Annotated in this window: 25 protein-coding genes; 3 read left to right on the top strand and 22 right to left on the bottom strand. The window is 63.8% G+C overall.

The genetic code is table 11. The features are described from left to right. Position 1: 1 nt before the first annotated feature. The 20 genes from J2S32_RS02180 to J2S32_RS02085 all read right to left on the bottom strand — a co-directional run bounded on the left by J2S32_RS02180 (position 2) and on the right by J2S32_RS02085 (position 19,136). On the bottom strand, positions 2–724 hold the full coding sequence (locus J2S32_RS02180; RefSeq protein ID WP_253522878.1) for a biotin--[acetyl-CoA-carboxylase] ligase: 723 nt from the start codon (positions 722–724) through the stop codon (positions 2–4). Next, complete coding sequence (nuoN, locus tag J2S32_RS02175; RefSeq protein ID WP_253515521.1) at positions 721–2,184, bottom strand: NADH-quinone oxidoreductase subunit NuoN; 1,464 nt, start codon at positions 2,182–2,184, stop codon at positions 721–723. The genes J2S32_RS02180 and nuoN overlap by 4 nt, the downstream gene beginning before the upstream one ends. Beyond that, complete coding sequence (locus J2S32_RS02170; RefSeq protein ID WP_253515519.1) at positions 2,184–3,740, bottom strand: NADH-quinone oxidoreductase subunit M; 1,557 nt, start codon at positions 3,738–3,740, stop codon at positions 2,184–2,186. The genes nuoN and J2S32_RS02170 overlap by 1 nt, the downstream gene beginning before the upstream one ends. Then, positions 3,740–5,728 carry an NADH-quinone oxidoreductase subunit L gene (gene nuoL, locus J2S32_RS02165; protein ID WP_253515518.1) on the bottom strand — a complete coding sequence of 663 codons (1,989 nt, stop codon included), beginning with the start codon at positions 5,726–5,728 and terminating at the stop codon, positions 3,740–3,742. Before nuoL ends, J2S32_RS02170 begins: the two co-directional genes overlap by 1 nt. Before the next feature lie 6 nt (positions 5,729–5,734). Beyond that, positions 5,735–6,040 carry an NADH-quinone oxidoreductase subunit NuoK gene (gene nuoK, locus J2S32_RS02160; protein WP_253515517.1) on the bottom strand — a complete coding sequence of 102 codons (306 nt, stop codon included), beginning with the start codon at positions 6,038–6,040 and terminating at the stop codon, positions 5,735–5,737. Beyond that, positions 6,037–6,660: an NADH-quinone oxidoreductase subunit J gene (locus tag J2S32_RS02155; protein ID WP_253515516.1), complete on the bottom strand. Its 624-nt coding sequence runs from the start codon at positions 6,658–6,660 to the stop codon at positions 6,037–6,039. Before J2S32_RS02155 ends, nuoK begins: the two co-directional genes overlap by 4 nt. A gap of 145 nt (positions 6,661–6,805) precedes the next feature. Beyond that, positions 6,806–7,291 (bottom strand): NADH-quinone oxidoreductase subunit NuoI, encoded by a 486-nt coding sequence (gene nuoI / locus J2S32_RS02150; protein WP_050601230.1) that lies wholly within the window; start codon positions 7,289–7,291, stop codon positions 6,806–6,808. After that, positions 7,288–8,334, bottom strand: a complete 1,047-nt coding sequence (nuoH, locus tag J2S32_RS02145) for an NADH-quinone oxidoreductase subunit NuoH (protein ID WP_253515515.1) — start codon at positions 8,332–8,334, stop codon at positions 7,288–7,290. Before nuoH ends, nuoI begins: the two co-directional genes overlap by 4 nt. Continuing rightward, the gene (gene nuoG / locus J2S32_RS02140) at positions 8,331–10,340 is read right to left on the bottom strand and encodes an NADH-quinone oxidoreductase subunit NuoG (RefSeq protein ID WP_253515514.1); all 2,010 of its coding nucleotides are present in this window, start codon (positions 10,338–10,340) and stop codon (positions 8,331–8,333) included. Before nuoG ends, nuoH begins: the two co-directional genes overlap by 4 nt. Continuing rightward, positions 10,340–11,149, bottom strand: coding sequence for a hypothetical protein (locus J2S32_RS02135; protein ID WP_253515513.1), 810 nt, complete (start codon positions 11,147–11,149; stop codon positions 10,340–10,342). The genes nuoG and J2S32_RS02135 overlap by 1 nt, the downstream gene beginning before the upstream one ends. Then, entirely contained in the window at positions 11,142–11,684 is a 543-nt protein-coding gene (locus J2S32_RS02130; protein ID WP_253515512.1) for a hypothetical protein, read from the bottom strand. Before J2S32_RS02130 ends, J2S32_RS02135 begins: the two co-directional genes overlap by 8 nt. A 44-nt stretch (positions 11,685–11,728) precedes the next feature. Then, a complete protein-coding gene (nuoF, locus tag J2S32_RS02125; RefSeq protein WP_253515511.1) occupies positions 11,729–13,024 on the bottom strand; it encodes an NADH-quinone oxidoreductase subunit NuoF in 1,296 nt (431 codons plus the stop codon). A 118-nt stretch (positions 13,025–13,142) separates the two neighbouring features. Beyond that, positions 13,143–13,283 (bottom strand): hypothetical protein, encoded by a 141-nt coding sequence (locus J2S32_RS02120; RefSeq protein WP_253515509.1) that lies wholly within the window; start codon positions 13,281–13,283, stop codon positions 13,143–13,145. Continuing rightward, entirely contained in the window at positions 13,283–13,951 is a 669-nt protein-coding gene (locus J2S32_RS02115; protein WP_253515507.1) for a complex I 24 kDa subunit family protein, read from the bottom strand. The genes J2S32_RS02120 and J2S32_RS02115 overlap by 1 nt, the downstream gene beginning before the upstream one ends. Further along, the gene (locus J2S32_RS02110) at positions 13,951–15,168 is read right to left on the bottom strand and encodes an NADH-quinone oxidoreductase subunit D (RefSeq protein ID WP_253515505.1); all 1,218 of its coding nucleotides are present in this window, start codon (positions 15,166–15,168) and stop codon (positions 13,951–13,953) included. Before J2S32_RS02110 ends, J2S32_RS02115 begins: the two co-directional genes overlap by 1 nt. Next, the gene (locus J2S32_RS02105) at positions 15,165–15,698 is read right to left on the bottom strand and encodes a hypothetical protein (protein WP_253515504.1); all 534 of its coding nucleotides are present in this window, start codon (positions 15,696–15,698) and stop codon (positions 15,165–15,167) included. Before J2S32_RS02105 ends, J2S32_RS02110 begins: the two co-directional genes overlap by 4 nt. Next, complete coding sequence (locus J2S32_RS02100; RefSeq protein WP_253515503.1) at positions 15,698–16,585, bottom strand: NADH-quinone oxidoreductase subunit C; 888 nt, start codon at positions 16,583–16,585, stop codon at positions 15,698–15,700. The genes J2S32_RS02105 and J2S32_RS02100 overlap by 1 nt, the downstream gene beginning before the upstream one ends. 6 nt (positions 16,586–16,591) lie before the next feature. Next, positions 16,592–17,134 (bottom strand): NuoB/complex I 20 kDa subunit family protein, encoded by a 543-nt coding sequence (locus J2S32_RS02095; protein WP_253522875.1) that lies wholly within the window; start codon positions 17,132–17,134, stop codon positions 16,592–16,594. A gap of 65 nt (positions 17,135–17,199) precedes the next feature. Beyond that, on the bottom strand, positions 17,200–17,574 hold the full coding sequence (locus J2S32_RS02090; RefSeq protein WP_253515502.1) for an NADH-quinone oxidoreductase subunit A: 375 nt from the start codon (positions 17,572–17,574) through the stop codon (positions 17,200–17,202). A gap of 131 nt (positions 17,575–17,705) precedes the next feature. Further along, a complete protein-coding gene (locus J2S32_RS02085) occupies positions 17,706–19,136 on the bottom strand; it encodes a coniferyl aldehyde dehydrogenase (RefSeq protein WP_253515501.1) in 1,431 nt (476 codons plus the stop codon). Between the two features lie 104 nt (positions 19,137–19,240). On the opposite strand from J2S32_RS02085, the gene J2S32_RS02080 reads away from it, so the two are divergent. Together J2S32_RS02080 and J2S32_RS02075 are read left to right on the top strand one after the other, a co-directional pair. Next, positions 19,241–20,437: a thiolase family protein gene (locus J2S32_RS02080; RefSeq protein WP_253515500.1), complete on the top strand. Its 1,197-nt coding sequence runs from the start codon at positions 19,241–19,243 to the stop codon at positions 20,435–20,437. A 70-nt stretch (positions 20,438–20,507) separates the two neighbouring features. Continuing rightward, positions 20,508–20,936: a hypothetical protein gene (locus J2S32_RS02075; protein WP_253515499.1), complete on the top strand. Its 429-nt coding sequence runs from the start codon at positions 20,508–20,510 to the stop codon at positions 20,934–20,936. A gap of 66 nt (positions 20,937–21,002) precedes the next feature. On the opposite strand, the gene J2S32_RS02070 is transcribed toward J2S32_RS02075, so the two are convergent. Then, positions 21,003–21,470, bottom strand: coding sequence for an SH3 domain-containing protein (locus J2S32_RS02070; RefSeq protein ID WP_253515498.1), 468 nt, complete (start codon positions 21,468–21,470; stop codon positions 21,003–21,005). A gap of 108 nt (positions 21,471–21,578) precedes the next feature. On the opposite strand from J2S32_RS02070, the gene J2S32_RS02065 reads away from it, so the two are divergent. Next, positions 21,579–22,595 (top strand): 2-hydroxyacid dehydrogenase, encoded by a 1,017-nt coding sequence (locus J2S32_RS02065; RefSeq protein ID WP_253515497.1) that lies wholly within the window; start codon positions 21,579–21,581, stop codon positions 22,593–22,595. 4 nt (positions 22,596–22,599) lie between these two features. Here J2S32_RS02065 and J2S32_RS02060 read toward each other — a convergent pair whose 3' ends face one another. Continuing rightward, positions 22,600–23,034: a GNAT family N-acetyltransferase gene (locus J2S32_RS02060; protein ID WP_253515496.1), complete on the bottom strand. Its 435-nt coding sequence runs from the start codon at positions 23,032–23,034 to the stop codon at positions 22,600–22,602. Positions 23,035–23,056 lie beyond the last annotated feature (22 nt).

Raw genomic sequence — 23,056 nt, 5'->3', positions numbered from 1 at the left:
CTCAACTTTCCTCGTTCTGGAGCATAACGTCACCTGCATGGATGACACGGGTCGAACCATCCGCCAAGCGCAGTGAGAGGGCCCCGTCGGGTGTAAGCCCGCCGAACGCGCCTCCGATCCGCTCCTCGCCCGGAGGCTGCACCACCAGCGGCGTACCGAGCGGATGGGCGACGCTTTCCCAGCGCCGCGCAAGCGGTTCGAGGCCATAGGTCCGCCACCGGTCGAGCTCGCGCGCGAAAGCGGCTGCCAGCGAATGGGCAAACATATCGCGATCGGGAGCGGGTCCGTAATCGGCCAGCGAAGCGGTCTTGCGATCGGGCAGATCGGGAGCCGCCGCCAGGTTCACGCCCATGCCGACGATGATTGCATCGCCTTCGCGCTCGAGCAGGATGCCCGACAATTTGGCGCCATCGAGCATCAGGTCGTTGGGCCATTTGAGCCGCAGCTTCGCAGGCTCCGCCAGCAGCGCGGCCACCGCCTCGTAGGCCGCCACGGCTGCGACGAGCGCAAGCGTGGCCGGGCTCGGATCGCGCGATGAAATGCGCACCAGCGTCGATCCCATGAAATTGCCGGTGCTGTCGAACCAGTTACGCGCCTGCCGCCCGCGCCCGGCGAACTGCCGGTCGGCGACCAGCCAGTGGCCCTCGGGCACAGCCTCGCCGGCGCGCAGTTGCGCAGCGAGGTCCGAATTGGTCGAGCCGGTTTCGGCGACGAAACGGATCACGCAGCCGCGATGAACGAGGCAGCGGCCTGGGCGGTCCATTCACCCAGCGGGATGGTCAGCAGATAGCCGAGCGGCGAGAGGATCGCCACGCACAGTCCCAGCACCACCCAATGGCTCAGCGGGCTCTTGCTTTCGACCGCGCGCGTGGGCTCGTCGAAGAACATCACCTTGATGAACTTGAGGTAGTAGAACGCCCCGATCACGCTGGCAGCGATCCCGATCGCGGCCAGCGCGACCAGATCGGCCTGCACCGCGGCCTGGAAGACCACGAACTTGCCCCAGAAACCGAACAGCGGCGGGATGCCGGCAAGGCTGAACATCATCACGAGCAGCGACCAGGCCAATCCCGGGCGCATGGTCGACAGGCCGGCGATGTCCGCGAAGGTCTCGAGGTTCTGCCCTTCGGGATCGCGCAGCATCAGCAGCGCGGTGAAGCTGCCGACGGTCATCGCGACATAGATCGCGAGATAGGTCAGCACGCTCGCCACACCCGCAGGGGTGGCAGCGGCCAGGCCGATCAGGATGAAGCCGACATTGTTGATCGAGGAATAGGCGAGCAGGCGCTTCAGGTTCTGCTGCCCGATCGCGCCAAGCGCGCCGACCACGACCGAGGCGAGCGCGGCGCAGATCACGATCTGGCGCCAGCTGTCGACCTCGCCCGCAAACGGGTCCATCGCGATGCGCACCAGCATGCCCATCGCCGCGACCTTGGGGGCCGTGGCGAAGAACGCGGTGACCGGCGTGGGCGCGCCTTCATAGACGTCGGGCGTCCACATGTGGAACGGCACGGCGCTGACCTTGAAGGCGAGCCCCGCGAGCACGAAGACCACGCCGAACAGCGCGCCGGTCGAGAAATCGGTTTCGAAGGCGGCGCGGATACCGTCGTAATTGGTCGAACCGGTAAAGCCGTAGACGAGGCTCACGCCGTAAAGGATGATCCCCGAAGCCAGCGCGCCGAGCACGAAATACTTGAGGCCCGCTTCGCTCGACCGGCCGTCCTGACGCAGGAAGCTGGCCAGCACGTAGCTCGACAGGCTCGACATCTCGAGACCGATATAGAGCGTCATCAGATCGGTGGCGGACACCATCATGCCCATCCCGACCGCGTTGAAGATCATCAGCACGGGGTATTCGGCGCGGTAGCTGCCCGTCTGCGCGAAGAAGCGCGGGGTAACCACCAGCACCGCAGCCGAGGCGAGATAGATCAGGATCTTGGCGAAACTGCCGAAGGCATCCGCGCGGTAGAGATCGCCGAAGGCGCGGCCGGCGACTTCACCGGTGGCGCGATCGAACAGGCTCATGCTGAAGAGTGCCGCACCGATGAGCGCGGCAACCGTGACGATCGTGAGCATGCGCGCAGACCGGGTTCCGGTCCAGGCGGCCACCAGCAGCATGACCAGCCCGGTGAGCGACAGTCCGACTTCGGCGCCGGTGAGATAAAGCGAGGTGGCGTAGGACATCAGTGCGCTCCCTCCTCACCATGGCTTTCGCCATGGGTCGCCGCGACATAGTTCGCATTGCGCCCGCGCGGCGTACCGACGACGTTATCGGCGTCGAAATCGGGTGCGGCGCGCGCCACGCGCGCCTCGAGAGCGGCAATATCCTGACGCATGGGGGCTAGGAAGCTTTCCGGGTAGACGCCCATCCACAGCACGGCGGCTGCGATCGGCGCGAGCATGGCCCATTCGCGGGCGTTGAGGTCGGGCATGCGCGCGGCATCTTCATTGACCTGAAGCCCGAAGACGACGCGGCGGTAGAGATACAGCATGTAGGCGGCACCGAGGATGATCCCGGTGGTGCAGACCAGCGTGACCAGCGTCGAGACCTTGTAGAGGCCCGCCAGCGCAAGAAATTCGCCGACGAAGTTGCTGGTGCCCGGCAGGCCGATCGAGGCCATCGTGAACAGCAGGAAGAACAGCGCATAGCGCGGCATGTTGATGGCGAGGCCGCCATAGCGCGCGATCTCGCGCGTGTGCAGCCGGTCGTAGATGACGCCGACGCACAGGAACAGCGCGCCCGAGACCAGCCCGTGGCCCAGCATGACCATCACCGCGCCTTCGATGCCCTGCGCGTTGAACGCGAAGATGCCCGCGGTCACGATCGCCATATGCGCGACCGAGGAATAGGCGATGAGCTTCTTCATGTCGCTCTGCACCAGCGCTACGAGCGAGGTGTATATCACCGCGATCATCGACAGCACGAAGACGAACCAGGTGAACTGCGCGCTCGCTTCGGGGAACATCGGCAGGCTGAAGCGGATGAAACCGTAGCCGCCCAGCTTGAGCAGCACGCCGGCTAGAATGACCGACCCGGCGGTCGGGGCCTGCACGTGGGCATCGGGCAGCCAGGTATGCACCGGCCACATCGGCATCTTGACCGCGAAGCTGGCGAAGAAGGCCAGCCAAAGCCAGGTCTGCGCCTGCGGGGCAAAATCGTAGTTCAGCAGCGTCGGGATGTCGGTCGTGCCCGCTTCGTTCACCATCCACATCATCGCGATCAGCATCAGCACCGAGCCGAGCAGCGTGTAGAGGAAGAACTTATACGACGCATAGATACGGTTATCGCCGCCCCATACGCCGATGATCAGATACATCGGGATCAGGCCGGCTTCGAAGAAGATGTAGAAAAGGAACATGTCCTGCGCGGCAAACACGCCGATCATCAGCACTTCCATGAACAGGAAGGCGCTCATGTATTCGCCGACGCGCTTGCTGATCGAAGCCCAGCTGGCGAGGATGCAGATCGGCATCAGGAACACGCTGAGCATGATCAGCATCAGCGCGATCCCGTCGATCCCCAGCGCATAGCTGAAGCCCGCGAAGATCTCCGCGCGCTCAGTGAACTGCCATTGCGCGCCGCCGATATCGTAATTGAGCCACAGCAGCACGCCGAGCGCAAGATCGATCAGCGTGGCCACCAGTGCGACCATGCGCGCAGTGTGCGCGCCGAGGAACAGGCAGGCAATTGCGCCGGCTAGCGGCACGGCGAGCATCAGCGAAAGGATGGGAAATTCCATCAGAACAGCACCCAGGTGATCGCGGCGACGAGCCCGAGGAGCATCACCAGCGCATAGCTATAGAGGTATCCGGTCTGGAACCGGCGGGCACCCACCGCGCCCTTCTCGACCACCCAGGCGATGCCATTGGGGCCGAAGCGGTCGATCGTGCCGACATCGCCAAGCTTCCAGAACTGGCGGCCAAGCCAGAAGGCCGGCACCACGAAGAGGTAGTGATAGAGCTCGTCGAAATACCACTTGTTGTAGAGGAAGCGGTAGATCGGACCGAGTTGCTCGGCCGTTTTGCCCGGAATGCTGGTGTCCTTGATATAGGCCAGCCAGGCGACGAACAGGCCGATCACCATCACGATGAATGCGGCGTACTTCACCAGATAGGGCACGCCGTGCATCGCGTGGATCAGCGGCTCGTTGTAGAAGATCGAGCTGCCCCAGAATGCGGCATCGTCGAGGAATGTCGGCGCGAACAGCTGTCCTGCCAGCACTGCCCCGATCGACAGCACGCCGAGCGGGATCAGCATCGTCAGCGGGCTTTCATGCGGATGATAGCCGCCGGTGGTGTCCTCGCCCGCTTCCGCCGGAGTCTTGTGGACGCTGTGGCGGATATGCTCGCTCTCGATCCAGCGCGGCTTGCCCCAGAAGGTGAGGAACATCAGCCGCCAGCTGTAGAAGCTGGTGAGCAGCGCGGCGAAAGTGCCCATCCAGAAGGCGAAATTGCCCAGCTCGGTCCCGCGGCCATAGGCCACTTCGAGGATCGCATCCTTCGACCAAAAGCCGGCAAAGCCCGCGCCGAGGTGGTAGATGCCCACGCCGGTGATCGCCAGCGTCCCCATCATCATCGCCCAGAAAGTCAGCGGGATGTGTTTCCGCAGCTGGCCGTAATAGCGCATGTCCTGTTCGTGGTGCATCGCATGGATGACCGAGCCCGCACCCAGGAACAGCAGCGCCTTGAAGAAGGCATGCGTGAACAGGTGGAACATCGCACCGCCATAGGCACCGACGCCTGCGGCAAAGAACATGTAGCCGAGCTGCGAACAGGTCGAATAGGCGATCACGCGCTTGATGTCCCACTGCACCGTGCCGACGGTGGCGGCAAAGATACAGGTGGCGGCGCCGACGAAGGTCACCATGGCCAGCGCAACCGGTGCGGTCTCGAACATGGGGCTCAGGCGGCAGACCATGAACACACCCGCGGTCACCATGGTGGCGGCATGAATCAGCGCGGACACCGGGGTCGGGCCTTCCATTGCATCGGGCAGCCAGGTGTGCAGGCCGAGTTGCGCCGATTTGCCCATCGCGCCGATGAACAGCAGGATGCACAGGACATCCATCGTCTGCACGCTGTAACCGAGGAACCCGATCGTTGCCCCGCTCATGCCCGGTGCGGCGGCGAGGATCTCGCTGATCGAGACGGTGTCGAACACCAGATAGGTGCCGAAGATGCCGAGCATGAAGCCGAGGTCGCCCACGCGGTTGACCACGAAGGCCTTGATCGCGGCAGCATTGGCGCTGGGCTTTTTGAACCAGAAGCCGATCAGCAGGTAGGACGCCAGCCCCACCCCTTCCCATCCGAAGAACATCTGGACGAGATTGTCGGCGGTCACCAGCATCAGCATGGCGAAGGTGAACAGCGAGAGATAGGCGAAGAACCGCGGCTGGTCCGGGTCTTCGTCCATATAGCCCCAGCTATAGAGGTGGACGAGCGCCGAGACAGTGTTGATCACGACCAGCATGATCGCGGTGAGCGTATCGACGCGCAGTGCCCAGTCGAAGGCGAGCGTGCCCGACTGGACCCAGGTCAGCACCGGCACCACGGTGGGTTCGGCAGTGCCATTGACGAAGCCGAGGAAGATCGGCCAGCTGAGCGCCGCGCTGATGAACAGCGCGCCGGTGGTGATCGACTTGGCGAACACGCTCGGCGCGGCCTTGTTGGTCAGGCCGGCGACAATCGCCGCGATCAGCGGCAGGAAGACGATGACGAGAATTTCCACCGTGGCTTACCCCTTCAGCCGGTCGACGTCGTCGACCGCGATCGTACCGCGGCCACGGAAATAGATGACGAGAATGGCCAGCCCGACCGCGGCCTCGCCCGCCGCCACGGTAAGCACGAACATCGCGAAGACCTGTCCGACGAGATCGCCCAGATAGGCACTGAAGGCCACCAGCTGGATGTTCACGCTCAGCAGGATCAGCTCGATCGCCATCAGGATGACGATGATGTTCTTGCGGTTGAGGAAGATGCCCAGCACGCCGAGCACGAACAGGATCGCGCTGACGACGATGTAATGCTCGATGCCGATCACAGCTCGATCCCCTTGCCCACTTCGGGCTGCTTCATGACGGTCGCCTCATCGGGATTGCGGCGGACCTGCTTGGTGATGTTCTGGTGCCCGCGCGCGCCATCGGGGCGCTGGCGGTGGGTCAGCACGATCGCGCCGACCATGGCGACGAGCAGGATGAGGCCCGCCGCTTCGAACAGGAACAAATAGTCGCGATACAGCACCGCGCCGATGCTGGCGGTGTTCGAGGCACCGAGGATCGGCGCTGCCGCCCCGCTTGCCACGCCCAGCTCGATCCGGCCCGCCTGATAGGCGCCGATACCGAAGATCAGCTCGGCCGCAAGCACCAGCGCAATCGCGATGCCGAGCGGGAAATTCTTGACGAAACCGGCGCGCAGTTCGGTGAAATCGATGTCGAGCATCATCACCACGAACAGGAACAACACCGCGACCGCGCCGACATAGACGATCACCAGCAGCGCGGCGATGAACTCAGCGCCGACAAGGACCATCAGGCCCGCGGCGTTGAAGAAGGCGAGGATCAGCCACAGGACCGAATGCACCGGGTTGCGCGCCATGATGACCATGACGGCGCTGGCGATAACGAGCGCGGCGAACAGATAGAAGGCGAGAGTCTGTATCACTTTTCCCTCAAACCTCTTTCGTCATCCCCGCGAAGGCGGGGATCCAGATAACGTTACTAGGCGCCACTGCCGTCGCATGGATCCCCGCCTGCGCGGGGACGACGGAGGTGGTGGTGATTTGGTATGCCCCGGTCACGCGCGGCCCCTATCGGTACGGTGCATCGGCTTCAAGGTTCGCGGCGATGGCGCGCTCCCACTTGTCCCCGTTGGCGAGCAGTTTGGCCTTGTCGTAGAGCAGTTCTTCGCGCGTCTCGGTCGCATATTCGAAGTTCGGCCCTTCGACCACGGCATCCACCGGGCAGGCTTCCTGGCAGAAGCCGCAATAGATGCACTTGGTCATGTCGATGTCGTAGCGCGTCGTGCGGCGGCTGCCGTCCTCGCGCGGTTCGCTCTCGATGGTGATCGCCTGCGCGGGGCACACGGCCTCGCACAGCTTGCAGGCAATGCAGCGCTCTTCGCCATTGGGATAACGGCGCAGCGCATGCTCGCCGCGGAAACGGGGCGAGATCGGGTTCTTCTCGAACGGATAGTTGATCGTCACCTTGGGCTTGAAGAAGTACTTCAGCGTGAGGGCATGCGCCTTCACGAACTCCCACAGGGTGAACGCCTTGATGGTTTGCGCGATACTCATCCGTAATGTCCCGTGGCCATCAGATAGCCCGAAATGACGACGACAAAGCCGAGGCTGATGGGAAGGAAGACCTTCCAGCCTAGGCGCATCAGCTGGTCGTAGCGATAGCGCGGTACGGTCGCCATCACCCAGCTGAACATGAAGAAGAAGAAGAACGTCTTGAGCAGCAGCCAGACGATCCCGGGCACGTAATAGAGCGGCGCCCAGTCGAACGGCGGCAGCCAGCCACCCCAGAACAGCAGCGCATTGAGAATGCACATCAGCAGGATGTTGGCATATTCGCCCAGCCAGAACAGCGCGAAGCTCATCGAGCTGTATTCGGTCTGGTACCCGGCGACGAGCTCGCTCTCGGCCTCGGTCAGGTCGAACGGCACGCGCTGGGTTTCCGCCAGCGAGCTGATGAAGAACATCACCCACATCGGGAACAGCAGCGGGTGGATGACATAGGCGTTGATGACGCCGAGGCCGAAGCCTTCCTGCGCGCGCACGATGTCGTTGAGATTGAACGTGCCTGCGAACAGCACGACGCAGATCAGGATGAAGCCGATCGAGACCTCGTAGCTGATCATCTGCGCGGCGGCGCGCATGGCGGAGAAGAACGGGTATTTCGAGTTACTCGCCCACCCGCTCATCACCACGCCGTACACCGACAGCGAGCTGATCGCGAGGATGTAGAGCAGGCCGATATTGATATCCGCCAGAACCGCGGTGGCGCTGAAGGGAACCACCGCCCATGCCGCGAGCGCCACGGTGAAGGTGACGATCGGCGCAAGGATGAAGATGCCCTTGTTCGCGGCAGAGGGAATGATGGTTTCCTGGAGGAACACCTTCAGACCGTCGGCAAAGCTCTGCAGCAGGCCGAAGGGGCCGACCACATTGGGGCCGCGGCGCAGATTGATCGCTGCCCAGACCTTGCGGTCGACATAGATGATCATTGCGACCGCCAGCATCAGCGGCAGCGCGATCAGCAGGATGCCCGCGAAGGTCGCGGTAAACCACGCCCATTCGTAACTCATGCCGAGCGATTGGAAGAATTCGGTCATTCCGCGGCCTCCGCAAGCTCGCCGCCGCCGAGCAATTCGCTCGAACACTGCTGCATCACCGCGCTGGCACGGGCGATCGGATTGGTGAGGTAGAAGTCCTGGATCGGATAGCCGCTGATCGTGCCCTCCGCCTGCGCATCGGCATCCGCCTTGGGCAGGTCGCCGTACGCGGCCAGGCCTTCTTCGCCCAGCGCAGGCACTTCGCGGACCATTGCGGCCTGCAGTTCGGCAAAGCTGTCGAAGCCGACTTCGACCTTCAGCGCATCGGCAAGCGCTCGCAGGATCGTCCAGTCCTCGCGCGCATCACCCGGCGCGAAGACGGCCTTTTCGGCAAACTGCACGCGCCCTTCGGTATTGACGTAGGTGCCATCCTTTTCGGCATAGCTGGCGCCGGGCAGGATGATGTCCGCCGCATGCGCGCCCTTGTCGCCGTGATGGCCGATATAGACCTTGAGGCTATCGGCGTAGGGTTCGAAATCCATCTCGTCCGCACCCAGGCTGATGACCACCTTGGGTTTCGCCTGCGCGATATCCGCCATGCCGCCCTGCTGCGCGAAGCCGAGCATCAGCCCGCCCATGCGCGCGGCCGAGAAATGCAGCACGTTGAAACCGTTCCAGCCATCCTTCACCAGTCCGAACCGGTCGGCGAAGGCAAGGCCCGCGCCCAGTGCGCCCTTGGCCAGCGCCGCGCCGCCCATGATGATCGCGGGCCGCTCGGCCGTGGCGAACACATCGGCGATTTCCTGCGGCACATCGCCGAGGACCGAAAGCTCGTCACCGAGGAAATGTGCCGGGTATGTCGTATCCCAGAACGATCCGACCACGAATACCTGCGCACCGCGCTTGACCGCCTTGCGGATCCGCACATTGACCAGCGGCGCTTCCCAGCGGATGTGGCTGCCCACGATCAGGATCGCATCGGCCGTCTCGATCCCGGCGAAGGTCGAATTGAAATTGACCGCGGCCAGGTTCGACACGTCGTAATCCATGCCGGTCTGGCGGCCTTCGATCAGGCTCGAACCGCAGGCCTTGAGCAGCGTCTTGGCCCCGAACATGGTTTCGCAATCGACCATGTCGCCCGCGATGGCGGCAATGCTGTTGCCGGGCTTGGCCTTGGCGATCGCCTTGAACGCCTCGTCCCAGCTGGCCTGCTGCAATTTGCCCCGCTTGCGCATGAAGACCTTGTCGAGGCGGCGCTTCGACAGGCCATCGACCTGGTAGCGCGCCTTGTCCGAGATCCATTCCTCGTTGACGTCGTCATTGATGCGCGGAAGCGCGCGCATGACTTCGCGCCCGCGGCTGTCGAGACGGATGTTCGCACCGACCGCGTCGGACACATCGATGCTAAGCGTCTTCTTGAGCTCCCACGGACGCGCTTCGAAGGCGTAGGGGCGGCTGGTCAGCGCACCGACCGGGCACAGGTCGATCACATTGGCGGACAGCTCGTGCTCGGCCGCCTGCTCGAGATAGGTGGTGATCTGCATGTCCTCGCCGCGCCCCAGCGCGCCGATTTCGTCCACGCCGGCGATCTCTTCGGAGAAGCGCACGCAGCGGGTACAGTGGATGCAGCGGGTCATGACCGTCTTGATCAGCGGACCCATGTATTTCTCGGTCACCGCGCGTTTGTTTTCGTCATAGCGCGTCGCGCCGCGGCCATAGGCGACCGACTGGTCCTGCAGATCGCATTCGCCGCCCTGATCGCAGATTGGGCAATCGAGCGGGTGGTTGATGAGCAGGAATTCCATCACGCCTTCGCGCGCGGTCTTGACCATTTCGCTGTCGGTGCGGATTTCCTGCCCGTCGGTGGCGGGCAGCGCGCAGCTCGCCTGCGGCTTGGGCGGTCCGGGCTTCACCTCGACCAGGCACATGCGGCAATTGCCGGCGATCGACAGCCGCTCGTGATAGCAGAAGCGCGGGATTTCCTTGCCCGCAAGCTCGCACGCCTGAAGCACGGTCGCGCCCTCGGGGACTTCGAGTTCCTGTCCGTCTACGGTGACTTTGGGCATTATTCGGCTGCCTCTACTGCTGCCTTGCCGGGATCAGCGACATAGCGCTGCCAAAGCCCATCGGCGGCGAAATTACGGATATTCGTAGGAGTGAGCTCGAATTCGTGGCCTGCGATAAGGCAGGCACCCAAGGCGTCCACCAATTGCATTGCGGCTTGCCGCTCCTCCGGCGATTGAATTTCGGTACGTACCAAGCGATCCGCCGAGACGGGATCCTTGGCCACGATGCAATCGGCGAAGTCGCCGAAAAAGCGCGCTTTGCCGAGGTCTTCGCCCGTCGAAACATAATGACGGTCGACGTTCCATGTGGGGCTGGCAGCAGCGGTGTCCGGCGCCATCCCGGCAGGAGCAGCGTCGCCATAGTGATAGAGGTATGCTCCCTCGGCCATCATATAGCGCAGCGCCCGCGTATCGAAGCTCAGCCGTGATTCGATAACCGTGGCACGCTGGTCAAATTGGCACCGGGCCGACCATTTGTTCGGTCGCAAGCTGAGGCGATCAATGGTTCCTTTCGGAATACCGACAGAATAGGCATCGGTCTGCCTCAGGAAGCTTTCAGCCCGTTCGGGATAGTTCCGATAGTAGCAATGCTTGAAGGCCTCTTTGAACGCTCGCGCATAGCGATCGTCGGCTTGCTCCGCAGGGCGTTCAAATCGCGACCCAACCTGTTGCTCACCAAACGTTTGCGCCTGCACGGCAGTCGGAACGCTTGCGAGTGCTGCGAACACCAGGGCCAGACCAAACGGCTTCATTCGCCTGCCTCCGCGAACTTCGCGTGGTGTTCTTCGATCATCGGTGGCTTTAGGCATCGTCGTTTGCCTTCAATTCCTGCTGTCGATCAGCTGCGCTCGAAAGAGCCAGTGTACTGGTCAGCACCGCGCGCAGCGAAGTCTTCGTGAGTTCAAGTGTGGCCCCTTCGACAAGGCAATGGGGCATGGCGGACGCCAAAGGCGCGAGCGCTTCGCTTTCGGCCACATCGCCCTCCGAAGAGGCGATGAAGGCGCGCGCGCTCTCGGTCTCGCTGCCCACCAGGCAATCCGCAAACATCTGCATCTGCGAAGCCATCAATTTCTCGGTGTCGGGTGAAGCCTTTGCCCACGCCGTGTAGAGGGTATCGCGGAAGGCGCTCGGCGAAAAGTGGATCATCCCATTGAAATGCTTGTCGCACTCCTCGTTCAACGCGAGTTCTTTCATTAGCGGGAAATACGCGGGGTCGAAATGCGAGAGGACGAGAAATTCCTCGACCTTGATGCGCCACTTCGGGTGGTCCGCCGTACAAGCGGCGAGCCGTTCGAGCGCCCTCGCGCCGTCGTCCTTCGCGTGTGCGCCAACGGGCATCGCCATGGATGCACAGACGATCAACGCGCCCTTCAAGATCCGCCGAAACGTCACTCTGCCGCCTCCGCAAACTTGGCGTTGTGTTCTTCGATCCGCCGTTCGAGCTCGGGGCGGAAGTGGCGGATCAGGCCCTGGATCGGCCATGCCGCTGCGTCGCCCAGCGCGCAGATCGTGTGGCCTTCGACCTGCTTGGTGACCTGCTGCAGCATGTCGATTTCCTCGATCGCGGCATCGCCGGTGCGCAGGCGTTCCATCATGCGCCACATCCAGCCCGTGCCTTCGCGGCAGGGCGTGCACTGGCCGCAGCTTTCGTGCTTGTAGAAATAGCTCAACCGGCTGATCGCGCGGACGATGTCGGTCGACTTGTCCATCACGATCACGCCCGCGGTGCCGAGGCCCGAGCCGAGGTCCTTCAGCCCGTCGAAATCCATCGGCGCGTCCCAAATCTGCTCGGCCGGGACCAGCGGAACCGACGAACCGCCTGGGATCACCGCGAGCAGGTTGTCCTTGCCGCCGATGATGCCGCCGCAATGCTTCTCGATCAGCTCGCTGAACGGGATCGACAGCGCTTCCTCGACCACGCAGGGCTTGTTCACATGCCCGCTGATCTGGAACAGCTTGGTGCCCTTGTTGTTCTCGCGTCCGAAGCTGGAGAACCAGCTCGCGCCGCGCCGCAGGATGGTCGGCACCACCGCGATGCTTTCGACATTGTTGACCGTGGTCGGGCAGCCATAGAGGCCCGCGCCCGCCGGGAACGGCGGCTTGAGCCGCGGCTGGCCCTTCTTGCCTTCAAGGCTTTCGATCATCGCGGTTTCTTCGCCGCAGATATAGGCGCCCGCACCGCGGTGCAGGAAAACGTCGAAATCATAGCCCGACTTCGAGGCATTCCTGCCGATCAGACCCGCGGAATAAGCCTCGTCGATTGCCGCCTGCAGCGTTTCCGCCTCGCGGATATATTCGCCGCGGATGTAGATATAGGCCGCCCGCGCCCGCATCGCATAGCCCGCGACCAGCGCGCCTTCGATCAGCTTGTGCGGATCGTGGCGGATGATCTCGCGATCCTTGCAGCTGCCGGGTTCGCTCTCGTCGGCATTGATGACGAGGAAGCTGGGACGACCGTCCTTGCTTTCCTTCGGCATGAACGACCATTTGAGGCCCGTGGGGAAGCCCGCCCCGCCCCGGCCGCGCAGGCCCGAAGCCTTCATCTCGTCGATGATGCTGTCATGCCCGCGCGCGATCAGCGCCTTGGTATCGTCCCAATCGCCGCGCTGCTGCGCCGCCTTCAGCCCCCAGTCCTGGAAGCCGTAGAGATTGGTGAAGATGCGATCCTTGTCTTGAAGGCTCACGACCTGCCCCCTTCGTCATGCTGAACTTGTTTCAGCATCCATCGCGCCCCACGAGCGGACGATGCGGGTTGAGAAATGGATCCAGAAACGAGTTCAGGATGACGGGTGAGGGAAATGCTCATGCGAAGCCTCCCTGCGAGAGGAAATAGATGGCCGCCACCGCGATCAGCGCCAGCGCACCGAATTTCACGAGGCCGACGAGCAGCTTCCACGCGATAAAGCCGACAACCAGCGCGATGAGCATGGTGGCGATGCTCATCACCAATCCTTCCGGTAATCGTGGTTGGCGTCGACCATTTCGGGCAGCGTGCTCAGCGCGTTCGCGGGTTCGCTGGTGTGGCGGCCCGGCTCCTGCGTGCCGGTCTTGGGGCTTTCCCCCTTGGCCAGCGCGTCGAGGATCGTGTCGAGCCGCTTGGGCGTCAGATCTTCGTAATTGTCGTCATTGATCTGGACCATCGGCGCGGTGGCGCAATTGCCCATGCATTCGACCTCGGTCAGCGTCCACAAACCGTCTGCGGAAACGTGGCCCTTTTCCATCCCGCGCTTCTTGCAGGTTTCGAACAGGCCGTCCGAACCGCGCAGCATGCACGGCGTCGTGCCGCAGACCTGCACGTGGTACTTGCCCACCGGCTTCAAGTTATACATGAAGTAAAAGGTCGCGACCTCGAGCACGCGGATCACCGGCATGTCGAGATAGTCGGCAACATATTCGATCACCGGCAGCGGCAACCAGCCCTGCGTAGAGGTTTCCTCGCCCACCTGGCGCTGCGCGAGGTCGAGCAGCGGCATCACGGCCGAGCGCTGCCGCCCCTCGGGATAGCGCGCGATCGCGGTGTCCGCACGTTCGCGGTAGCTCTCGGTAAACTCGAAAGCGCCCCAGCGCTCACGCAGCTCGGGAGTATCGGGTGCGGGGGAACGGTCGGCCATTAGCGGTCACACTCCCCGAATACGACGTCGATGGCGCCGAGGATAGCGGTGGCGTCGGGCAGCATGTGGCCTTTGCTCATGAAATCCATTGCTTGTAGATGGCTGAAAGCGGTCGGGCGGATCTTGCAGCGGTAGGGTTTGTTCGACCCGTCGCTGACGAGATAGACGCCGAATTCGCCCTTGGGGCTCTCGGTCGCCACGTAAACTTCGCCCGCGGGCACGTGGAAGCCTTCGGTATAGAGCTTGAAGTGGTGGATCAGCGCTTCCATCGACTGCTTCATCTCGGCGCGCTTGGGCGGTGCGACCTTGCGGTCGTCGCTGGCGATCGGGCCACCTGGCATCTGCGCCAGGCACTGCTTGATGATCTTGGCGCTTTCGTAGACTTCCTTCACGCGCACCACGAAGCGGTCGTAGCAATCCGAATTGGTGCCCACGGGAATGTCGAATTCCATCCGCTCGTAAACGTCATAGGGCTGCGACTTGCGCAGGTCCCACGGAATGCCCGCAGCGCGGATCATCGGGCCCGAGAAGCCCCAGGCCACCGCATCGTCCTTGCTGACCACGGCAATATCGACATTGCGCTGCTTGAAGATGCGGTTGTCGAGCACGAGGCTCATCGCATCGCCGAACAGTTCGGGCAGGCGGTTGTCGAGCCATTCGCCAATATCGACGAGCAGCTTTTCGGGCACGTCCTGATGGACCCCGCCGGGGCGGAAATAGGCGCTGTGCATGCGCGCGCCCGAAGCCCGCTCGAAGAAGTTCATGCAGTCTTCGCGCAGTTCGAACACCCACAGGTTCGGCGTCATCGCGCCGACATCCATGACATGCGCACCGATGTTGAGCATGTGGTTGGAAATGCGCGTCAGCTCGGCGAACAGCACGCGCAGATACTGCGCGCGTTCGGGCACGGCGATATTGAGCAGCTTCTCGATCGCGAGAACGTAGCTGTATTCCTGCGCCAGCGGGCTGCAATAATCGAGCCGGTCGAAATAGGGCAGCGCCTGCAGATAGGTCTTGTGCTCGATCAGCTTTTCGGTGCCGCGGTGGAGCAGGCCGACATGCGGATCGATCCGTTCGATGATTTCGCCGTCGAGCTCCATCACCATCCGCAGCACGCCGTGCGCCGCCGGATGCTGCGGGCCAAAATTGATCGTATAATTGGTGATCACTTCGTCGCCGGTGGTGGGCGATTCTTCAAGATGCATGGCGTGGCTCATGAGCAGATCCAATTGCCGCTATAGCTCTGTGTCTGGCCGGCGGCGTCGCGCACGGTGACATTGGCCCGACGGCGCTGCTGGTCGCCCGCTGCCGGGGCGACCGAGATAGTAAAGCCCTCGCCGGTGAAGGTGGTGCCGTTCCGGATCGCGTCCAGCCCGCCCACCTCGGCATCGACCATGGTCAGGCTGTTACCGACGCGGACCACGGCTTTCCCGGGGATCGCCCCGTCATTCATCGCGCCGGCGATGATCATCTCGTCCTTGCCGACCATCAGCGTGCAACCGCCATCGCGCGGGCCGAGATCGACGCCGCCGATATCGCCCAGCTTCTGCAGCTGCGTCAGGTCGGCGCCCGAAGGCGGCGCGGTATTGGCGGTATTGGGCGCATCGGGATCACGCTGCGCGGGATCGAGCGCTTCGCCGTTCTGGCCAATGCGGCTCGCGAAATCGTCCGCGCTTTCGGGCTCGGCTGGTTCGGAGGAACAGGCTGCCAGGGCAAGCGGAAGAGCAAGGAGGAGCACCTTTCGCATCACTCGGCATCCTTCTTCTTGGTCGCGGGCTTGCGCTTGGCGCGGGCCTTGGTCTTGGGCTCGGTCGCGCTCGCGGTATCGGTGGTCTTGCCCTGGCGCTTGGCACGCGCGGGCTGGTCCTCGGTCGGTTCGGGCGCCGGGGCCTCGTCACCGCCGTCTTCCTCGGCCGGCGCACCCGCGCTGACCTTGTCCGCGGCATGCTTGTCGGTCTTCTCGCCCGCACCGGTGTCCGAAGGTTTCTCGGTGGTCTTGGGATCGGCGACGGGCGGCGTTTCGGCCTTCTCGTCGCCCGGCAGGACATAGTCCGCGCCCTCCCACGGGCTCATGAAATCGAATTGCCGCAGGTCCTGCGCCAGTTCGACCGGCTCATACACCACACGCTTCTCGTCTTCGGAATAGCGCAATTCGTGATAGCCGGTGAGCGGGAAGTCCTTGCGGAAGGGATGCCCCTCGAAACCGTAATCGGTGAGGATCCGGCGCAGGTCGGGATTGCCCGCGAACAGCACGCCGTACATGTCGAACACTTCGCGTTCGAGCCAGCCCGCATTGGGCCACAGCGTCGTCACCGTCGGCACGGGCGTGTCCTCGGCCGCCGAGCACTTGACCATGATGCGGCTGTTGGTCGTCAGCGACAGCAACATGTAAACGACTTCGAACCGCTCCGCGCGGCTCGGATAGTCGACGCCGGCGATTTCCATCAGCTGCTGGTATTTGTGATCGTCGCGCAGGATGCGCAGCACCTCTTTGATGCTGTCGCGCTTCACGGTGAGCAGCAGCTCGCCATGCTCCTCATGCGCTTCGAGCAGGTGGACGCCCAGCGCATTGGCGAGCGTGTCCTTCAGCCCGTCGATCTGCGTGAAGCGGGGTGCCGAATGTAGCGTAGCCATTGCGCCCTACCTCTCGATCGTGCCCGCGCGGCGGATCTTCCGCTGCAACTGCATCACGCCGTAAAGCAGCGCTTCGGCGGTCGGCGGGCAGCCGGGGACATAGATATCGACCGGCACGATGCGGTCGCAGCCACGCACGACGCTGTAGGAATAGTGGTAATAGCCGCCGCCATTGGCGCAGCTGCCCATCGAGATGACGTATTTCGGCTCCGACATCTGGTCGTAGACCTTGCGCAGCGCGGGCGCCATCTTGTTGCACAGCGTGCCCGCCACAATCATCACATCGCTCTGGCGCGGCGAGGCGCGCGGGGCGACGCCGAAGCGCTCCATGTCGTAGCGCGGCATGTTGACGTGGATCATCTCGACCGCGCAGCAGGCAAGCCCGAAGGTCATCCACCACAGCGATCCGGTGCGCGCCCACTGGAACAGGTCCTCGGTGCTGGTGACGAGGAAGCCCTTGTCGTTCACCTCGGACTGGAGTGCGTTGAAATAATCCGCCTCCGGCTGGCGGGTTTCGCCGGCGAGCGCGGTCGCGCTGTCGTGCAGCATCTGGTTATGCGCCGGTGCCAGCGGACGATAATGGTCGACCCGCGGCACGTCGTCTCGCGTACGATCTACTCCCATTCCAGCGCTCCAACTTTCCAGGCATAGGCCAGCCCGACGGCGAGTTCGCCAAGGAACACCATCATCGTGATCCAGCCCGGCCAGCCCGTCAGGTCGAGGCTGACCGCCCACGGAAACAGGAAGGCCGCTTCGAGATCGAAGATGATGAACAGGATGGCGATGAGGTAGAAGCGCACATCGAACTGGCTGCGCGGATCCTCGAAGGCCGGGAAGCCGCATTCATATTCGCTGTTCTTTTCCGCATCCGGCTGGTGCGTCCCCGTCAGGCGCGAGACGCCCATCGGGAGGAACACGAAGAGCGCCGACAGACCGACGGCGACAAACAGAAAGATCAGGATGGGCAGGTATTGTTCGAGGTCGACCACGAATGATTCCTAAGGCGTCAGGCTTGGTTCGCGCCCGCCTCTAGGCCGCTCGCCCAGATGGTGCAAGGGTGCAGAAATGCGAACAATTCGCAACAAAACCGCCTTATGCGGCGCACCCTTGCAGACACCCGCTATTTCATCATCGATTTGACCGCTTTTTCGGTTGCCGGGCCATAGGGCGGCTTGAATCCGCCAAGTTTGGCCACGTCGATTTTGGGCTGTGTATAGAAGCTGCGCGCATGGCTGAATTCGCGGAAGCCCTCGACCCCGTGATAGCTGCCCATGCCGCTGGGTCCGACCCCGCCGAAGGGCAGGTCCTCCATCGACACGTGGAAGATCACGTCGTTGACGGTCACGCCGCCGCTGATGGTCTTGGTCAGCACCTTCTCGCGCTCGTTCGAATCCTGCCCGAAGTAATAGAGGCCGAGCGGGCGATCGTGCTCGTTCACATAGTCGATCGCTTCGTCGATGTGGCGATAGGTCTTCACCGGCAGGACCGGCCCGAAGATTTCCTCCTGCATCGCGCGCATGTCGTCATTGACGTTCTTGAGGATCGTCAGCGGCATCTTGCGCGCATTGGTGTTGGAGAAATCCTCGTTCCCGGGATTGACCTCGATCACCTCGGCGCCTTTGTCGCGCGCATCGGCAACCAGCTCCTGCAGGCGGTCGAAATGGCGGTCGGTGACCACGCTGGCGTAGTCCTCGTTATCGAGCAGCGTGGGATACATGTTGGCCGTGCCCTGCCACACGCCGTGGATCGCCTCGTCCTGCTTGCTTTCGGGCACATAGAGGTAATCGGGTGCAAGGCAAATCTGGCCCGCATTGAGCATCTTGCCCAGCGCCACCCGCTCGCCCGCCTTGGCGAAATCGGCGCTCTCGCCGAGGAACACCGGGCTCTTGCCGCCCAGTTCGAGCGTGACGGGGACGAGGTTCTTGGCCGCCGATTCCATCACCTTGCGCCCCGTCGCGGTCGAACCGGTGAAGATCAGGTGGTCGAACGGCATTTCGCTGAAAGCCGCGGCGACTTCGGGCCCGCCGGTGAACACCGCGCATTCGTCGGGGGTGAAATATTCCTCGACCAGTTCCTTGGTCAGCAGGCTGGTCTTCTCGGTGAACTCGCTCGGCTTGATCATCGCGCGATTGCCCGCCGCAAAGATCTGCATCAGCGGGCCGAAGCTGAGATTGACGGGAAAGTTCCACGGGCTGAGGATGCCCACCACGCCCTTGGGCTCGTAGCGCACCTCGGCCTTTGCGCCGAGCAGGCCGAGCGGGAACTGGACATGGCGCTTTTCGGGGCGCGACCACTTGTCCATGTGCTTGAGGCAATATTTGCCGAAATTCACCGTGCCCGCGATGTCGGTAATCATCGACTGGTGCGGCGAGCGGTTGCCGAAATCGGCCGCCATCACCTTGCACAGATCGTCCGCATGGTCGGTGAGCAGCTTCATCGCGCGCTGGATGCGGTCCTTGCGCAGCGCCATCGGTTCGGGGCGCATCTGGTGGTGCGCGGCGCGCTGCTTGCGCAATACGGCTTCCATTTCGGTTTTCCGGTCGTCCGCCATTGCTCTCTCCGTTTGATATTGCTGCATCGCAGCACTAGGTTGTGGGCCACCAGATAGGTCGCCATTGGCAACCGATATTCCAGAACCGAAGGACATACACAAGCATGACCCAGTTCAGCGCATCCGATCCCGTCGTCATCCTGTCTTACGCCCGCACCCCGATGGGCGGCATGCAGGGCGCGCTTGCCGATGTCTCGGCCACCGATCTCGGGGCCACGGCAGTGAAGGCCGCGGTCGAGCGCTCGGGCGTGCCGGTGGACAGTTTCGACCGCACCTACATGGGCTGCGTGCTGCCCGCCGGGCTGGGCCAGGCGCCCGCGCGCCAGGCATCGATCAAGGCAGGCCTGCCCAAGTCGGTACAGGCGACCACAGTCAACAAGGTCTGCGGCAGCGGCATGCAGACGGTGATCATGGGCGCCGAAGCGCTGGCCAGCGGCACGGTGGACTATGTCGTCGCGGGCGGGATGGAGAGCATGACCAATGCTCCCTACCTGCTCAAGAAGCACCGCAGCGGCGCGCGGCTCGGACACGACACCACCTATGACCACATGTTCCTCGACGGGCTCGAGGACGCGTACGAAGAAGGCCGCGCGATGGGGACCTTCGCGCAGGAAACCGCCAATGACTACCAGATGACGCGCGAGGAAATGGACGAATACTCCATCGAATCGCTGCGCCGCGCGAACGCCGCGATCGACAGCGGTGCCTTTGCCGACGAAGTCGTCCCGGTCACCTTCTCGACCCGCAAGGGCGAGGTCACGGTCGAACATGACGAGCAGCCCGGCAAGGGCCGTCCCGACAAGATCCCGCAGCTGCGCCCCGCCTTCGCCAAGGACGGCACGATCACCGCGGCGACCTCCTCCTCGATCTCCGACGGCGCGGCGGCCGTGGTTCTGAGCCGCGAAAGCGTTGCCAAGGCCAATGGCCAACAGCCGGTGGCGAAGATCGTCGCCATGGCCGCGCATGCGCAGGAACCCGCGCAGTTCACCGTCGCCCCGATCGGCGCGATCGAGAAGGTGCTGGAAAAGGCCGGGTGGAGCGCGGACGAGGTCGAACTGTGGGAAGTCAACGAAGCCTTCGCCTGCGTCGCCATGTTCGCCATGCGCGACATCGGCATCCCGCACGACCGGATCAACATCAACGGCGGCGGCACCGCGCTGGGCCACCCGATCGGGGCCAGCGGCACGCGCATCATCGTGACGCTGCTCAACGCGCTCAAGCAGCAGGGCAAGACGCGCGGCGTCGCCAGCCTGTGCATCGGCGGCGGTGAAGCCACTGCCATCGCGGTAGAACTCGTCTAGACGGACACCGTTTTTCAGGGCACTTCCCCTGGCAGCGCGTTCTGGCGCGCCCGGAAAAGGGGAAGTGTCCATGAAGAAATTTTCCATTATCGCGGCCTGTGCCGCGCTCGCCGCCTGCGGTTCGAACGAGGCCGAAGAGCCGATCGAACCGGTCGACACCGCCGAAACCACGCTCGACAGCACCGCCACCGGCGACATGACCGGGACCTATGAGGTCCAGCTGGCTGACGGCAGCGTCACCATGCAGACGATCAATGCCGACGGCACCTATGTCGAAGCCACGCCCGATGGCACGCGCACCGGCGGCGGCACCTGGCGTGCGGGCGACGACGGCGCGATGTGCTTCGATCCCGAAGGCGACACGGCTGAGGAATGCTATTCCGGCGGTGCCCCCGGCGAAGACGGCGCGTTCGAAATGCGCGGCGAAGACGGCACCGTCCAGTCGACCGTGCGCAAGATCGACGCGCAGGCCGAGGCCGCGATGGCTCCGGCCGAATAGTACAAACGTTCTGAAATCGGCGGGGCGGGCCCAATCGGTCCGCCCCGACCGGTCAGGCCTGTCACTTCACGGTTCGCCCACGCCCCACAGGCGCGTTTCGCGGATCAGCCCATAGCGTTCGCCCACGGCGAATTCGCACCAGCCCTCGTCGCAATCGCCCAGCACCCCAACCACGCCCGGCTCGACGCGCCACTTGAGTTCGGCATCTTCGCTGTCGCTAGCGCGCAAATCGGCCACCCCGTCGCCGATGACGATGGCACCGCGATCGGGGCTGAGCAGGCGCGCGACCACCCATCCGCGCGTGCCGTCCGGATCCTCGATCAGCCGCCATCCTTCCATCAGCCGCACGACCTTCACCGGCAGGCCGGGCCGGCGATAGACCCAGTCGATCTTGTAATCGGCGCTGGGGCCGACCCGCATGTTGAGCACGCTGGCGCGGATGGTCGCCCAATAGGGCGTTTCGCGCTCCTGCGCCCGCGCCGTCCCGGTGATTCCGGCTAGCAGCAGGAAGAGTATGAAAAGCCGTGTGAACATGCGCGCCTGAATCGGGGATCGCGCGCGAACAGTCAACGCCGTTAACGGGGCAATTCCCGTCCGAATCCTTGACCGCTCCCCACCGCGCGTCCTAGCGCTACTGCCCGCATGGAAAGCACCGACACCCGCCCCGCCAAACGCCTCGAGCGCACGCCGCGCGTTTTCGTCACGCGCCATCTGATGCCCCCGGTCGAGGAGCGGATGAGCGAGCTGTTCGATGCCCGCCTCAACACCACGGATGTGCCGCTGACGCGCGACCAGCTGGTTGCCGCGATGCAGGACTGCGACGTGCTCGTTCCCACCGTTACCGACCGGATCGACGCCGAAATGATCGCGGGCGCGGGCAAGGACCTGGGGCTGATCGCCAATTTCGGGGCGGGGACCGAGCATCTCGACCTGCAGGCCGCCGCCGACCGCCATATCCTCGTCACCAACACGCCGGGCGTCTTCACCGACGACACCGCCGATCTTGCGATGGCCGGGATCATCGGCGTGCCGCGCCGCATCCGCGAAGGCGTCGAATTGATCCGCAGCGGCAAATGGACCGGCTGGACGCCGACTGCGCTGCTCGGCACCAAGCTCGCGGGCAAGGTTCTCGGCATCGTCGGCATGGGGCGGATCGGCCAGGCGGTCGCGCACCGCGCGCGCGCCTTTGGGCTGGAGATCGCCTATCACAACCGCAAGCGGTTGCCTGAAGCGGTCGAACGCATGTTCCAGGCGCGCTGGGTGGACAGCCTCGATGGATTGATGGGCGAAGCGGACATCCTCTCGCTCCACTGCCCCGCCGGGCCGAACACGCATCACATGATCGACGCGCGCCGGATCGCGCTGATGAAGGACGGTGCCAGCCTGATCAATACCGCGCGCGGCGACCTGGTCGAGCAGGAGGCGCTGGTGGCGGCGCTCGAAAGCGGCAAGCTCGCCGGAGCGGGGCTCGACGTCTATCCCGACGAGCCCAATGTCGACACGCGCCTGATCCGCCATCCCAATGTGATGACCCTCCCCCATATCGGCAGTGCCACGCGCGAGGGCCGCGAGGACAGCGGCCTCAAGGTCATCGCCAACATCCGCATGTGGGCCGACGGCCACCGCCCGCCTGACCAGGTGCTCTCGGGCCTGGGCTGAGCCGCTAGAGCGCCAATTCGTAAAAGATGTTGAAGTCCGTTTCGGCATAAGCGCCGAACGGCGCGCAGCGTGTGAAGCCGTTGCGAAGATAGAGCCGGTTGGCGGGTTCGAAAGTCTCACCCGTGCCGGTTTCCAGCAGCACTCGGCGATAGCCGCGCTCCCGTGCGATAGCGATGATCCGGTCGAGCAGTGACTGCCCGACGCCCCGCCGGAGCGCAGTGTCGGCGGTGCGCATCGACTTGATTTCGCCTTCGGTTGCCGAGAGTTCGAGCAAGGCGCCGACCCCCAGCAAGGCACCGGCGTCGCGTGCCTCAAGGACGATCACAGCCGCATCCTCGAGCCCGCTCAAGTCGAGCGCGAACGAGGTTCCCGGGGGCGAAGCATCGTACATCCGCCGCTGGTGCAGCGTGATGAGGCTGCGAACGTCGTTATCGGCCAAGTTGGCAGCTGAAACTTGCACC

It is taken from the genome of Qipengyuania citrea, assembly GCF_024171405.1.
In the GTDB taxonomy this organism is placed as follows: domain Bacteria; phylum Pseudomonadota; class Alphaproteobacteria; order Sphingomonadales; family Sphingomonadaceae; genus Qipengyuania; species Qipengyuania profunda.
Note: the sequence above shows the minus strand (reverse complement) of the source record. Positions and strands in the feature narration are given on the sequence as shown.

What these genes read in the sequence shown, in the direction of transcription:
- J2S32_RS02170 (WP_253515519.1), bottom strand. Translation starts at nt 3,740, where the DNA reads ATGGAATTTCCCATCCTTTCGCTGATGCTCGCCGTGCCGCTAGCCGGC.
- J2S32_RS02110 (WP_253515505.1), bottom strand. Translation starts at nt 15,168, where the DNA reads ATGAGCCACGCCATGCATCTTGAAGAATCGCCCACCACCGGCGACGAA.
- nuoG (WP_253515514.1), bottom strand. Translation starts at nt 10,340, where the DNA reads ATGCCCAAAGTCACCGTAGACGGACAGGAACTCGAAGTCCCCGAGGGC.
- J2S32_RS02070 (WP_253515498.1), bottom strand. Translation starts at nt 21,470, where the DNA reads ATGTTCACACGGCTTTTCATACTCTTCCTGCTGCTAGCCGGAATCACC.
- J2S32_RS02120 (WP_253515509.1), bottom strand. Translation starts at nt 13,283, where the DNA reads ATGAGCATCGCCACCATGCTCATCGCGCTGGTTGTCGGCTTTATCGCG.
- nuoI (WP_050601230.1), bottom strand. Translation starts at nt 7,291, where the DNA reads ATGAGTATCGCGCAAACCATCAAGGCGTTCACCCTGTGGGAGTTCGTG.
- J2S32_RS02075 (WP_253515499.1), top strand. Translation starts at nt 20,508, where the DNA reads ATGAAGAAATTTTCCATTATCGCGGCCTGTGCCGCGCTCGCCGCCTGC.
- J2S32_RS02100 (WP_253515503.1), bottom strand. Translation starts at nt 16,585, where the DNA reads ATGGCTACGCTACATTCGGCACCCCGCTTCACGCAGATCGACGGGCTG.
- J2S32_RS02135 (WP_253515513.1), bottom strand. Translation starts at nt 11,149, where the DNA reads ATGCCTAAAGCCACCGATGATCGAAGAACACCACGCGAAGTTCGCGGA.
- nuoN (WP_253515521.1), bottom strand. Translation starts at nt 2,184, where the DNA reads ATGTCCTACGCCACCTCGCTTTATCTCACCGGCGCCGAAGTCGGACTG.
- J2S32_RS02130 (WP_253515512.1), bottom strand. Translation starts at nt 11,684, where the DNA reads ATGGCGATGCCCGTTGGCGCACACGCGAAGGACGACGGCGCGAGGGCG.
- J2S32_RS02105 (WP_253515504.1), bottom strand. Translation starts at nt 15,698, where the DNA reads ATGCGAAAGGTGCTCCTCCTTGCTCTTCCGCTTGCCCTGGCAGCCTGT.
- J2S32_RS02115 (WP_253515507.1), bottom strand. Translation starts at nt 13,951, where the DNA reads ATGGCCGACCGTTCCCCCGCACCCGATACTCCCGAGCTGCGTGAGCGC.
- J2S32_RS02085 (WP_253515501.1), bottom strand. Translation starts at nt 19,136, where the DNA reads ATGGCGGACGACCGGAAAACCGAAATGGAAGCCGTATTGCGCAAGCAG.
- nuoH (WP_253515515.1), bottom strand. Translation starts at nt 8,334, where the DNA reads ATGACCGAATTCTTCCAATCGCTCGGCATGAGTTACGAATGGGCGTGG.
- J2S32_RS02095 (WP_253522875.1), bottom strand. Translation starts at nt 17,134, where the DNA reads ATGCTGCACGACAGCGCGACCGCGCTCGCCGGCGAAACCCGCCAGCCG.
- J2S32_RS02080 (WP_253515500.1), top strand. Translation starts at nt 19,241, where the DNA reads ATGACCCAGTTCAGCGCATCCGATCCCGTCGTCATCCTGTCTTACGCC.
- J2S32_RS02065 (WP_253515497.1), top strand. Translation starts at nt 21,579, where the DNA reads ATGGAAAGCACCGACACCCGCCCCGCCAAACGCCTCGAGCGCACGCCG.